We start from the raw sequence: 11,534 nt of genomic DNA, 5'->3' as shown, positions 1-11,534 counted from the left end.
AGCTACTCCGCGGCTTCGACGAAGCGGTGGCGTTCGTAGAGGAACTTCAGCACCGCCTCGCGGCAGCGCAGGAAGGTCCGGTCGGAGGACAGCTCGACGCGCCGGCGTGGTCGGGCCAGCGGCACGGGAAGCACCTCGCCGATGGTCGCCGATGGACCGTTGGTCATCATGACGATGCGATCGGACAACAGCACCGCCTCGTCGACATCGTGGGTGATCATGATCGTCGTCGAGCCAAGCCTCGAATGGATATCCATCACCGCATCCTGCAGATGGGCGCGCGTCAGAGCGTCGAGCGCACCGAAGGGCTCGTCGAGCAGCAGGATCTTCGGCTCCATGGCCAGCGCGCGGGCGATGCCGACGCGCTGCTTCATGCCACCCGATATCTCGGCGGGTCGCTTGTCCCTGGCATGCGCCATTTGCACGAGGTCGAGATTGCGCATGATCCAGTCGTGCCGTTCGGCCCGGCTCCTGGTGCGGCCGAAGACTTTCGACACCGCCAGGTTGATGTTTTCGTAGACAGTGAGCCAGGGCAGCAGGCTGTGGTTCTGGAACACCACGGCGCGTTCAGGACCGGGGCTGTCGACCTCCTTGTCTTCGAGCAGGACCGCACCGGCGGACACTTTCGTCAGCCCGGCTATCAGATTGAGCAAGGTCGACTTGCCGCAGCCGGAATGGCCGATGATCGAGACGAATTCGCCCTTGTCGATAGTCAGCCGGATGTCCTTCAGCACCTCGCTGACCTGACCACCGCGGGCGAAGGATTTGTCGATATGGTCGAGTTTCAGGTAGGCCGTCATGACGCCTCTCCTCACTTTGCCGTTGTGCCGCGGGTGACGAAGGCGCCGACCGCCGCGACCAGGCGATCGAGGCAAAAGCCGGTGACGCCGATATAGGCGAGCGCAACGATGATGTCGGGCAGCCGCGACGAGTTCCAGGCATCCCAGATGAAGAAGCCGATGCCGACGCCGCCTGTCAGCATTTCGGCGGCGACGATGGCAAGCCAGGACAGGCCGATGCCGATGCGCAGGCCGGTGAAGATGTAAGGTGCCGCGGCCGGCACCATGATCTTTACGAAGAACTCGAGCTGGTTGAGCCTGAGGATGCGGGAGACGTTGCGATAGTCCTCTGGAATGTTGCGGACACCGACGGCGGTGTTGATGATCACCGGCCAGATCGAGGTGATGAAGATGACGAAGATCGCCGATGGGCTGGAATCGCGGAACGCGGCCAGTGACAGCGGCAGCCAGGCGAGCGGCGGCACGGTGCGCAGAATCTGGAACACAGGGTCGAGGCCGCGCATCGCCCAGATCGACTGGCCGACCAGAGCGCCGAGCGCGACGCCGACGATTGCAGCCAGGCCGAAGCCGATGGCGACGCGCTGCAACGAGATCAGCACCCGCCAGGCCAATCCGATATCCTGCGGACCATAGTCGAAGAACGGATGGGCGATCAGATCGTAGGCCTCGGTCCATACCTGGCTAGGTGGCGGCAAGCTGGCGTTGAGCGACGAGCAGGCGATCTGCCAGATGACGAGCATGACGACGATGACGACTGCCGGCGGCACCAGCGTGCTCGCCAGTTTGCCGGCGATCGCGCCGGGATCGAAGCGGCGCCTCACCTTGGCAGTGAAAGCTATGACCTCTGCGGGCTTGGCAGGCGTGGGGAACGCCTTCCCCTTGGTGTCCTCGATGGCTTGGATAGACATTTCGCAAAAAGCTCCTTGAGCACTTGGAGTGACAAGCGGCGCCAGCGGCGCCGCTTGTCGTCAACGTCAGGCCGATGCCTTGATCTTCAGGCTGTCGAGATAGGCGGACGGATCGGCCGGATCGAATATCTTGCCGTCGAAGAAGGTCTCGGCACCGCGCGATGAAGACGCCGGGATGTCGGCCGCAGCGACGCCGAGATCCTTCGCCGCCTCGCGCCACAGATCTTCCCGGTTGACTTGATCGACCAGCGCCTTGATGTCGGTGGTCGCCGCGAATTTGCCCCAGCGGATGTTTTCGGCGAGGAACCAGCTGTCGTGGCTCTTGAACGGATAGGACACACCGCCCTTCCAGAACTTCATGTAGAGGTCGGTGCCGGTGGCGACGCGGTCATTGCCGTAATTGATGTCGCCCTTAAGGCGACCGATGATGTCGGCGGTCGGCACGTTCATCCATTGCCGCTTGCCGATGATGGCCGCCATCTCGTCCTTGTTCTCCATGGCTTCGCACCATTGCTGGGCTTCCATGACGGCCATCAGGATCGCCTTGGTGGCGTTCGGGTTCTTGTCGATGAAGGCGGCGCGCAGGCCGAGCGCCTTTTCCGGATGGCCTTTCCACAACTCGCCCGTCGTGGCGGCGGTGAAGCCGACGCCCTGATGGACGAGCTGCTCGTTCCATGGCTCGCCGACGCAGAACACGTCCATATTGCCGACCTTCATGTTGGCGACCATCTGCGGCGGCGGCACAACGATGGTCGAGACATCCTTGTCGGGATCGATGCCGCCGGCAGCCAGCCAGTAGCGCAACCAGAGATCATGGGTGCCGCCCGGGAAGGTCATGGCGGCTTTCACCTCCTTGCCTTCGGCCTTCTTGGCCGCAAAGGCGTCCTTCAGCTTGGAGGCATCGAGGCCGACGCCGGTGCCGGCATATTCCTGCGCGACGGAAATCGCCTGGCAGTCATAGTTGAGCCGCGCCACGATCGCCATCGGCATCGGCTGATTGTTCTGCGTCACCTTGCCGGCGTGCATCAGGTAAGGCATCGGCGTCAGGATATGGGCGCCGTCGATGCCGTTGGCTTCGCCGCCGAGCATCAGATTGTCGCGTGTCGCGCCCCAGGAGGCCTGCTTGAGCACCTCGACATCGGGCATGCCGAATTTTTCGAACAGGCCCTTCTCCTTGGCGATCATCAGCGGCGCTGCATCGGTCAGCGCGATGAAGCCGAGCTTGGCGCCAGTGACTTCCGGCGCCGCCGTTGCCGCATAGGCGCCGGACGGCAACAGCGCGCGTGCCGCCGCCAGCGTTGCCGCGGTGGCCGCGCTCATCATCAGGAAATCGCGGCGCGTTACGCCCGTGAGGGCGGATTGGGTTTTGATGCGTTTCGTCATCGTCATCTCCGTTGGGCGCGGCTTGGGATCTGCGCCGTCGATTGCGTGTTCGACCAAAACAAAAAAGCCGCCGGCCAGGCCGCCGCATCCGTTGATCCGGATCGCGTGTTGACCTGAGCGGCAGCTTTGCCTGTGGCGCCCGCCATTGGACGCCGTATTCAATGGCCCTGAGGCCCATGGATTACTAAGCAGGAACCGTGCCAGTTTGAAGAAACGGTAGATTCAGCAATGAAAACAATCGAGAGAGCGGGCGTAAAGGCTGGAGCGCCGGATTGTCGATGCTCATGCGACAATCACGTTCATTGTGCAGCGGCACAAAAATTGTGCAGTGCATGATAGTGCGCAAGGAATGCTCAACCCGTCGGCATTGCCCAGTCGCGGATGGCGAGATAGTCGTCGATCCTGTCCGGATCGAAGATGCGGCCGTCGAAGAAACCATCCGGACCAAGCACGAGGCTGGCGCCCGCCGAGCCGACCGGCGTGGCAGCGGTCAGGGCCCCCTCGACCTTGGCATTGGCTCCCGGCAGAGCGACGCCGAGCGGCTTCAGCGCTGCGCGATAGAGGTCGGGTCGGTAGGTGTCGCGCGCGAGCGCCATGTGGGCAGCGCTGTGCTTGACCTGCCCCCAACGGACCATCTGCGTGTAGAACCACAGCGCATGGCTCTTCCACGGAAAATTCGCCGCCTTGCCGAAAGGAAGAAAGAAGTCCTCGACGCTCAATTCCGCGCCGCCGCCCAGCGCAAGATGTCCGGTCAGGATCGGCATCTGCAGCGCCGGCGAAACGCCGAGGAAGGAAGGCTGCGCCATCAGGGCGGCCAGTTCACCGCGGTTTGCCGGATCCTGGCACCAGCGCGCGGCATGATGCAGCGCACGCAGCAGGGCCGAAAGGGCCTCCGGGTGTTTTTCGGCCCAGGCCTTGCGCACGCCGAGGACTTTCTCGGGGCTGGTCTTCCAGATAGCGGCCTTGACCGTGGCGATATGGCCGGTGCCGGCGACGACCGAGGCGCTGTTCCAGGGTTCGCCGACGCAGTAGCCGTCGATCCTGCCGGCGGCGAGTGCGTCGGCCATGAAGGGCGGCGGCACGATGACGATTTCTATTTCACGCGACGGATCGATGCCGCAGGCCGCGAGCCAGTAGCGCAGTTCGTAATTATGCCCCGAGTGCGGATGCACGACCGCAAAGCGCATCGGCTCGCGACCAGCATTTGCCCGTTCACGGATCAGCGCTCCCAAGGCCTTGCCGGCCCGCGCCGGATCGAGGTCGGGCAAGGCACCGTGCGCGGCCATGCCGGCCCAGAGCATATTCGAAACCGTTACGCAGTTGCCGCCCAGCCCAAGCGAAAACGGCACGATCGTATCGGAGGCGAGCGGGGTGAGCCCCAGATTGCAGGCGATCGGCATCGGTCCCAGCATATGCGCCAGGTCGAAATGTCCGATCGCAATGCGATCGCGGATGTTGGCCCAGGACGTTTCGCGACTGAGCGTCAGGTCGACGCCTTCGCGCGCGGCAAAGCCGATCTCCCTCGCTGCGACAAGAACGGCACTGTCGAAGAGCGGTATGAAACCGGCATTGATCTGGTGTTCGGCCGCCATGCTCAACTCTCTCCGGGATCCAGAAGGCCTGCCGCCGTCACCAGGCTCTGCGCGATTTCGCTGATCTTGCGATTCTGGTTCATGGCGGTCTTGCGCAAAAGCGTATAGGCCGCGTCCTCCGACAGGCCGCGCGACTTCATAAGGATGCCCTTGGCGCGGTCGATGACCTTGCGGTCCTCCAATTCACTTCGGGCCTCTTCCAGTTCGCGCGCCATCCGCGAAAAGGCGTTGAAGCGGCTGATCGCCATGTCGAGGATCGGCTTGACGCGCTCCTGGCGCAGCCCGTCGACGACGTAGGCGGAGACCCCCGCTTCCACCGCAGCTTCGATCGAAGCCTGGTCGGACCGGTCGACGAACATGGCGATCGGCCGCTTCACCACGCGCGATAGCTGGAACATGTTTTCAAGCATGTCGCGGTTGGGGTTTTCGAGGTCGATGACGATCACGTCCGGTTCGATCTCGGCAATGCGCCGCGCTATTCCCGCAACATCGTGAACGACCGTGACCTGCTCATGCCCGGCCTCCCGCAATCCCGCCTCAATGATGGAGGCGCGGATGTGGTTTTCGTCGATCACCAGGACGGTGAGGGATTTCCGGATCATGCTGCATTTTGCGCACGCTGCGTGATTGTGCAATGCGGCATATGAGAGAATTGACGCAGTTATCGCTTCGGGGACTGCCACAAGTTTGCGGAGCCGACCCCGTTAAGCTTCTTTAAATACCATTCATAGGGTCTACTTTGCTTTGTATCGCCTGCGCTATTTTTCAGTTTGCGAACCTTGTCTCGCTGGCTAGAAGATTGGAGGTTTCCATGGATCGGCGATCATTTTTGACAGGAATGTTTGGCATTGCTTGGGCAGCAGCCCTTGCGAGCGCAGTTCGGCCAATCAACGCGGTCGCCGGCGTACCGGGCGCCAGAAGCGGCATTCTCGATGAACTCGACGCGCTGGATACGGAAGCCTTCGAGGATGAAGATACTCAAGCGGAGCCGGTCCGCCATCGGCACTGGCACCGCAGGCGGCGGCGCAGGCGGCGCGCTTGGAGAAGGATCTGCCGTCGTTACTGGCGAAATGGCTATCGGCGCGTCCGGTGCCGTCGCAGGCGTGTTTGGGTCTGGGATTGGTATTACTAGCAGCTGTTGTGCTGAAAACCCCGGTGGTTGCCGGGGTTTTCAGCTTCAGACTAGCCGAAATACAGCGAAATTATTTCAGGGGACCCGCCCGGTTTTGTCGAGCCTGCCAGTGACAGGCAGGTCTAAAGAGACTGATTTTCCCGAGAGAAACTGGTGGAGCCAATCGGAATCGAACCGACGACCTCTTGAATGCCATTCAAGCGCTCTCCCAACTGAGCTATGGCCCCACTCCGGCAGTTTACCGGCGCCGTTGCCGGCGAAGAGATCCGGCGCGGGTTGAGACCGCGCCGTTAGTGCAGCGGCTTCTAACCCCGCCTTCCGTCAATATCAAGCCTTCAAGAGCCGCTTTTTCTCAAGACGCCGCGAAAGTCGGCATCCGCCTGCGCCACAGGCCGGATCAGACTTCGTCGTCGTCGTCGCCGACGCCGATCATGTCGGCGACATCATCGTCTTCTTCCTCTTCGTCGGCGAGGAAAGTATCGTCGTCATCGCCGAGGTCCACATCGTCCTCGTCATCGCCGAGATCGGGAAGATCGTCGGGTTTCGCATCCTCATCCGCCTCTTCGAGCGAGACGACCTCGACGCCCTCTTCCTCCTCGGCGTCCACTTCCTTCTCGGCAACTTCCTCTTCCTCCTCAAGGGGGGCAATCTTGCCTTCCTCGAAATAAGAGCGGGGATAGCTCTTGCCGGTATAGGGCGAGACGACCGGATCCTTGTTCAGGTCGTAGAATTTTTGACCCGTTTCGGGGTCGATGCGTTTGGTGCCAAGTTCGGGTTTTGCCACAGCAAGCCTCGTCGATGAAAGTTTGGTCCCCATAACCACAGTTTGCGGCGCTGTCAAAGCCTAAAGCCAGCCTCATAAATCCCCGTGTTGAGCGACCTCTTGCAAGGGGATGACCATTTCCGTCCGCCGTGATACGAGACCGCCGAAACCAAAAGAAAAAGGCCGGCCACCGGCGTTTTCACCCAGGGAAAAGCCATGTCGCATACTGCCGCCCCGAAACCGGCCACCGCTCGCAAATCGTCAGCGCTTTCCGGCGCGGCGCGGGTACCCGGCGACAAGTCGATCTCGCACCGCTCGTTCATGTTCGGCGGCCTCGCCTCCGGCGAGACCCGCATCACCGGTCTGCTGGAAGGCGAGGATGTGATGCGCACGGGCGCCGCGATGAAGGCGATGGGCGCGCATATAGAGAAGCGCGGTGCCGAGTGGGTGATCCGCGGCACCGGCAACGGCGCGCTGCTGCAGCCGGAAGGCCCGCTCGATTTCGGCAATGCCGGCACCGGTTCGCGCCTGACCATGGGCCTGGTCGGCACCTATGACATGGAGACGACCTTCATCGGCGACGCCTCGCTGTCCGGCCGGCCGATGGGCCGCGTGCTCGAACCTTTGCGCCAGATGGGCGTGCAGGTGCTGAGGGCGACGCCCGGCGACCGCATGCCGATCACGCTGCACGGGCCCAAGCATGCAGCACCCATCACCTACCGCGTGCCGATGGCCTCGGCGCAGGTGAAGTCGGCGGTGCTGCTCGCCGGGCTGAACACGCCCGGCGTCACCACCGTCATCGAGCCGGTGATGACGCGCGACCACACCGAAAAGATGCTGAAGGGATTCGGCGCCAATCTGTCGGTCGAGACCGACGAGCGCGGCGTGCGCCACATCTTCATCGAGGGCCAGGGCAAGCTCACCGGCCAGACCATCGCTGTGCCGGGCGACCCATCCTCGGCCGGCTTCCCGCTGGTGGCCGCACTCATCGTGCCGGGCTCGGACATTACAATCGAAAACGTGCTGATGAACCCGACCCGCACCGGGCTTTTGTTGACGCTGCAGGAAATGGGCGCCCGGATCGATATAATCGACCCGCGCAATGAAGGCGGCGAGGATGTCGCCGATCTGCGCGTACGCTATTCCGAGTTGAAGGGCGTCACCGTGCCGCCCGAGCGGGCGCCGACGATGATCGACGAGTATCCGGTGCTTGCCGTCGCCGCCAGCTTCGCCGAGGGCGAGACGCTGATGCAGGGGCTAGAGGAGTTGCGGGTGAAGGAATCCGACCGGCTGTCGGCAGTCGCGAACGGGCTAAAGGTCAACGGCGTCGACTGCACCGAAGGCGAGGCCTCGCTGGCGGTGCGTGGGAAACCGGGCGGCAAGGGGCTCGGTCAACACCCAAATGGACAGAGCACCATCGTCCAGACTCATCTCGACCACCGCATTGCCATGAGCTTTCTGGTCATGGGACTGGCAACGGAAAAGCCGGTGACCATCGACGACCAGGCGATGATCGCGACGAGTTTTCCTGAATTCATGGGCCTGATGAAGGGGCTGGGCGCGAAGATCGAGTAGCGGTACTGCGAGCAGGATTTCCACGTTCAGCGCCAAACTAGCCGCGCCAGCGGTCTTGTGAGCAACTTTCGATTTCTTTGTAAGCAACCGCGCAGGGGGGTGAGTGGATGGCAAGTCCTGATTTTCAGAGGCCGGGGGCCAGGGGCTCTCATTGGCAAAGGCAAGCAGACGGTACTTTTCTGTTCCGCTTGGACAGGTCCGCCAAAACCCGGATCGTCAATGCCAATGAACTTACCAGCCTCATCGAGATCCAGAATCGCGAATGGGCGTTTGTTTTGTTCACTCTCATTCCCATGCTCGTGTTCATCGTGCTTTGGCTTTCCGACCGGATGGATAGTATCTGGGTTCTCCCTGCTGCAGCGATATGGATTGCACTGAACCATCACATGCATCGCAAGTTGAGAGCACAGACTGGAGCTATTCTTTCTACTACCCAAATGTCTTCCGATGAGTTCGTTTTTCCAAAAGCCTCGATCGATGGGATAGCTATTGAGATCGCAAAGAAGGTTTCTGCTCGCTCCGGTAATTTTTGTCTTGTGATGTCGATATTGTTTACCGGAGCTGGCGCGGTAGCCTTGGTAGACGGCATATTTCATCTGGGTCTTGGCGGGCAGGAGATAAGTCCGCTGGCCAGCGGCTATGCATTCGCCTTCTTTGGCCTCCTATCCTACCTATTTTATCGTGTCCGAAAGCTACGCCCTTGACCTTCACCATCGCCATCGACGGACCCGCCGGCGCCGGCAAAGGCACGCTGGCGCGGCGGCTGGCTGACCATTACCGCCTGAACCTGCTCGACACCGGCCTCACCTATCGCGCGGTCGCCCATGCGCTGCTTCGGCTCGGCCTGCCGCTCGACAATGTCTCGGCGGCGGAAACCGCGGCGCGGCAGGTCGACCTGGCGAAGCTCGACCGGTCGGTGCTGTCGGCGCATGCGGTCGGCGAGGCGGCTTCGAAAGTGGCTGTCATCCCGTCGGTGCGGCGCATACTGGTCGAAAAGCAGCGCGAATTCGCCAAGGCGCCGCCGGGCGCGGTGCTCGACGGCCGCGACATCGGCACCGTCGTCTGTCCCGACGCCGACATTAAGCTCTATGTGACGGCGAGCGCCGAGGTGCGGGCAGAGCGGCGGTTGGCCGAGATCGAGAGCATCGGCGGCACCGCCGATTTCGACGAAATCCTGGCCGATATCCTGCGCCGCGATGAGCGCGACATGGGCAGAGCCTCCTCGCCCTTGAAGCCGGCCGCCGATGCGCACTTGCTCGACACGTCGGAAATGGCTATAGAAGCCGCGTTTCTTGCGGCCAAGGCGATCATCGACGACGTTCTGGCCAAGAGAAACAAAGCCTGAGCCGGGTTTTCCTCCCGTTGCCGATTGCCGGCGGCGAAAAGATACCCATATCGGGCACGAACCAGCCTGCCAGCATTTTTCATGCGCCGGAATTGCCGCTTAGGCGGCCAAGGGCTTTTTGAAGCCCGGAACGCCGGCAGGCCAACGCAACGCTAACCCACGGCGCCCGCCCCGCTTGAGATGCGGGGCATTCCAGGAGAAACTATGTCAGTTGCAAATCCCACTCGCGATGATTTCGCGAGCCTGCTCGAAGAATCTTTTTCCGCCGGCCATTCCGGCGAAGGCCAAGTCGTCAAGGGTACGATCACCGCGATCGAAAAGGACATGGCTATCATCGACGTCGGCCTCAAGGTCGAAGGCCGCGTGCCGCTGAAGGAATTCGGCGTCAAGGGCAAGGAGTCGACGCTCAAGGTCGGCGACACGGTCGAAGTCTATGTCGAGCGCATCGAGAACGCGCTTGGCGAAGCGATGCTTTCCCGTGAAAAGGCCCGCCGCGAAGAGAGCTGGGTCCGTCTCGAAGAGAAGTTCACCAAGGGCGAGCGCGTCGAAGGCGTCATCTTCAACCAGGTCAAAGGCGGCTTCACCGTCGATCTCGACGGCGCCGTGGCCTTCCTGCCGCGCAGCCAGGTCGACATCCGCCCGATCCGCGACGTCTCCCCGCTGATGCACAATCCGCAGCCTTTCGAGATCCTCAAGATGGATCGCCGCCGCGGCAACATCGTGGTGTCGCGCCGCACCGTGCTCGAGGAAAGCCGCGCCGAACAGCGTTCGGAAATCGTGCAGAACCTCGAAGAGGGCCAGGTGGTCGAAGGCGTCGTCAAGAACATCACCGACTATGGTGCGTTCGTCGACCTCGGCGGCATCGACGGCCTGCTGCATGTCACCGACATGGCATGGCGCCGCGTCAACCATCCGACCGAAATCCTCAACATCGGCCAGACGGTCAAGGTGCAGATCATCCGCATCAACCAGGAAACCCACCGCATCTCGCTCGGCATGAAGCAGCTCGAGAGCGATCCGTGGTCCGAGATCGGAACGAAATTCCCGATCGGCAAGAAGATCAAGGGCACCGTCACCAACATCACCGACTACGGCGCGTTCGTCGAGCTGGAGCCGGGCATCGAGGGCCTCATCCACGTTTCGGAAATGTCGTGGACGAAGAAGAACGTGCATCCCGGCAAGATCCTGTCGACGACGCAGGAAGTCGACGTGGTGGTGCTCGAGGTCGATCCGGCCAAGCGCCGCATTTCGCTCGGCCTCAAGCAGACGCTCGAGAACCCGTGGCAGGCTTTCGCCAGCAGCCATCCGGTCGGCAGCCAGGTCGAGGGCGAGGTCAAGAACAAGACCGAGTTCGGCCTGTTCATCGGCCTCGAAGGCGATGTCGACGGCATGGTCCATCTTTCCGACCTCGACTGGACCCGTCCGGGCGAGCAAGTGATCGAGGAGTACAATCGCGGCGACATGGTCAAGGCGCAGGTGCTCGACGTCGACATCGACAAGGAGCGCATCTCGCTCGGCATCAAGCAGCTGGCCAAGGACACGGCCGGCGAGGCGGCAACTTCAGGCGAACTGCGCAAGAACGCCGTCGTCACCTGCGAGGTCACCGGCGTCAAGGATGGTGGTCTGGAAGTGCGGCTGGTCGACAGCGGCATCGAGACATTCATCAAGCGCTCCGACCTCAGCCGTGACCGCGACGAGCAGCGCCCAGAGCGCTTCACGGTCGGCCAGAAGGTCGATGCCCGCGTCATCGCCTTCGACAAGAAGACCCGCAAGCTGCAGGTCTCGATCAAGGCGCTGGAAATCGCCGAGGAGAAGGAAGCGGTCGCCCAGTACGGCTCGACCGACTCCGGCGCTTCGCTGGGCGACATCCTGGGTGCCGCGCTGAAGAAGCAGGGCAGCTAGGTCCACTAACGCCGCGCTCGCGCGGCCTATTAAAAAACCCCGCCGGAGCGATCCGGCGGGGTTTTGTTTTGACCATGGTCAGAGCATCGTAACCCAAACGTGGCAAACCGATTTTGGGAAATCCGCGCTTTAGA

The 11,534-nt window shown here is 62.2% G+C and carries 11 protein-coding genes and 1 tRNA gene; 4 read left to right on the top strand and 8 right to left on the bottom strand.

The features are described from left to right. Window positions 1–2: 2 nt before the first annotated feature. From AC0L3N_RS01075 to AC0L3N_RS01040, 8 genes are all read right to left on the bottom strand, one after another. Window positions 3–800, bottom strand: coding sequence for an ABC transporter ATP-binding protein (locus AC0L3N_RS01075; RefSeq protein WP_473544947.1), 798 nt, complete (start codon window positions 798–800; stop codon window positions 3–5). An 11-nt stretch (window positions 801–811) separates the two neighbouring features. After that, complete coding sequence (gene ntrB, locus AC0L3N_RS01070; RefSeq protein ID WP_473544945.1) at window positions 812–1,708, bottom strand: nitrate ABC transporter permease; 897 nt, start codon at window positions 1,706–1,708, stop codon at window positions 812–814. 66 nt (window positions 1,709–1,774) lie between these two features. Beyond that, a complete protein-coding gene (locus tag AC0L3N_RS01065; RefSeq protein WP_473544943.1) occupies window positions 1,775–3,091 on the bottom strand; it encodes a CmpA/NrtA family ABC transporter substrate-binding protein in 1,317 nt (438 codons plus the stop codon). 353 nt (window positions 3,092–3,444) lie between these two features. Continuing rightward, a complete protein-coding gene (locus AC0L3N_RS01060; protein WP_473544941.1) occupies window positions 3,445–4,683 on the bottom strand; it encodes a CmpA/NrtA family ABC transporter substrate-binding protein in 1,239 nt (412 codons plus the stop codon). A gap of 2 nt (window positions 4,684–4,685) precedes the next feature. Then, complete coding sequence (locus tag AC0L3N_RS01055) at window positions 4,686–5,285, bottom strand: ANTAR domain-containing response regulator (protein WP_473544939.1); 600 nt, start codon at window positions 5,283–5,285, stop codon at window positions 4,686–4,688. A 221-nt stretch (window positions 5,286–5,506) separates the two neighbouring features. Then, entirely contained in the window at window positions 5,507–5,665 is a 159-nt protein-coding gene (locus tag AC0L3N_RS01050; RefSeq protein WP_473544937.1) for a hypothetical protein, read from the bottom strand. A 301-nt stretch (window positions 5,666–5,966) separates the two neighbouring features. Next, window positions 5,967–6,042 (bottom strand) — tRNA-Ala (locus AC0L3N_RS01045). Between the two features lie 170 nt (window positions 6,043–6,212). Beyond that, the gene (locus tag AC0L3N_RS01040) at window positions 6,213–6,599 is read right to left on the bottom strand and encodes a TIGR02300 family protein (protein ID WP_473544935.1); all 387 of its coding nucleotides are present in this window, start codon (window positions 6,597–6,599) and stop codon (window positions 6,213–6,215) included. 195 nt (window positions 6,600–6,794) lie between these two features. Here AC0L3N_RS01040 and aroA point away from each other — a divergent pair, with 195 nt between their 5' ends. The 4 genes from aroA to rpsA all read left to right on the top strand — a co-directional run bounded on the left by aroA (window position 6,795) and on the right by rpsA (window position 11,400). Further along, the gene (aroA, locus tag AC0L3N_RS01035) at window positions 6,795–8,153 is read left to right on the top strand and encodes a 3-phosphoshikimate 1-carboxyvinyltransferase (RefSeq protein WP_473544933.1); all 1,359 of its coding nucleotides are present in this window, start codon (window positions 6,795–6,797) and stop codon (window positions 8,151–8,153) included. 107 nt (window positions 8,154–8,260) lie between these two features. Continuing rightward, window positions 8,261–8,857: a hypothetical protein gene (locus AC0L3N_RS01030; RefSeq protein ID WP_473544931.1), complete on the top strand. Its 597-nt coding sequence runs from the start codon at window positions 8,261–8,263 to the stop codon at window positions 8,855–8,857. Then, complete coding sequence (gene cmk, locus AC0L3N_RS01025; RefSeq protein WP_473544929.1) at window positions 8,854–9,498, top strand: (d)CMP kinase; 645 nt, start codon at window positions 8,854–8,856, stop codon at window positions 9,496–9,498. Before AC0L3N_RS01030 ends, cmk begins: the two co-directional genes overlap by 4 nt. A gap of 204 nt (window positions 9,499–9,702) precedes the next feature. Continuing rightward, complete coding sequence (gene rpsA / locus AC0L3N_RS01020; RefSeq protein ID WP_123146359.1) at window positions 9,703–11,400, top strand: 30S ribosomal protein S1; 1,698 nt, start codon at window positions 9,703–9,705, stop codon at window positions 11,398–11,400. The last annotated feature ends 134 nt before the right edge of the window (window positions 11,401–11,534 follow it).

The sequence above is a fragment of the Mesorhizobium sp. WSM4807 genome, assembly GCF_055811615.1.
This window is presented reverse-complemented; position numbering and strand designations above follow the sequence as displayed.

Bases quoted from the DNA above. Each gene is read 5' to 3' on its own strand.
- AC0L3N_RS01075 (WP_473544947.1), bottom strand. From the start codon at position 800: ATGACGGCCTACCTGAAACTCGACCATATCGACAAATCCTTCGCCCGC.
- ntrB (WP_473544945.1), bottom strand. From the start codon at position 1,708: ATGTCTATCCAAGCCATCGAGGACACCAAGGGGAAGGCGTTCCCCACG.
- AC0L3N_RS01065 (WP_473544943.1), bottom strand. From the start codon at position 3,091: ATGACGAAACGCATCAAAACCCAATCCGCCCTCACGGGCGTAACGCGC.
- AC0L3N_RS01060 (WP_473544941.1), bottom strand. From the start codon at position 4,683: ATGGCGGCCGAACACCAGATCAATGCCGGTTTCATACCGCTCTTCGAC.
- AC0L3N_RS01055 (WP_473544939.1), bottom strand. From the start codon at position 5,285: ATGATCCGGAAATCCCTCACCGTCCTGGTGATCGACGAAAACCACATC.
- aroA (WP_473544933.1), top strand. From the start codon at position 6,795: ATGTCGCATACTGCCGCCCCGAAACCGGCCACCGCTCGCAAATCGTCA.
- AC0L3N_RS01030 (WP_473544931.1), top strand. From the start codon at position 8,261: ATGGCAAGTCCTGATTTTCAGAGGCCGGGGGCCAGGGGCTCTCATTGG.
- rpsA (WP_123146359.1), top strand. From the start codon at position 9,703: ATGTCAGTTGCAAATCCCACTCGCGATGATTTCGCGAGCCTGCTCGAA.